We start from the raw sequence: 523 nt of genomic DNA on the forward strand, positions 1-523 counted from the left end.
TGCGCCGCGAGCCGGTCTTCAAGGCGCTCTCCGTGGAACTGGCCGCCATTCGCGACGCCGTGCCGCGCCGGGACGGGGAAGCCAGTCTGCCCTATGCCCGCCGCCTGCACGAGCAGCGGCCCGGCCTCAGCCTGAGCGAGCTGTCCCTGCTCTCGGGCGCCACGGAAAACCATCTGCGCCGCGAGCCGGCCTTCAAGGCGCTCCCCGTGGAACTGGCCGCCATTCGCGACGCCGTGCCGCGCCGGGACGGGGAAGCCAATCTGCCCTACGCCCGCCGCCTGCGCGAGCAGCGGCCCGGCCTCGGCCTGAGCGAGCTGTCCCTGCTCTCGGGCGCCACGGAAAACCGACTGCGCCACGAGCCGCCCTTCAAGACAATGTATGCGCAGCCTGCGGCCATTGGCAGCCACGTGCCGGCACAAGTCATCAAATCGGAGTCGACAACCATCAAGGAGCCAGATCCTGTATTCGTGGAGAAGCCGTTGGACCAGGCGCGAACAGCGTTCTTCGAGGAGTTGGCATCGCA

At 68.8% G+C, this 523-nt stretch carries 1 protein-coding gene; it reads left to right on the top strand.

Translation table 11 applies throughout. The features are described 5' to 3' along the window. On the top strand, window positions 1-523 hold a 523-nt coding region (locus AC1DQ3_RS36730), incomplete at both ends, for a hypothetical protein (protein WP_477124980.1).

This window comes from Cupriavidus sp. 01T418 (assembly GCF_056398885.1).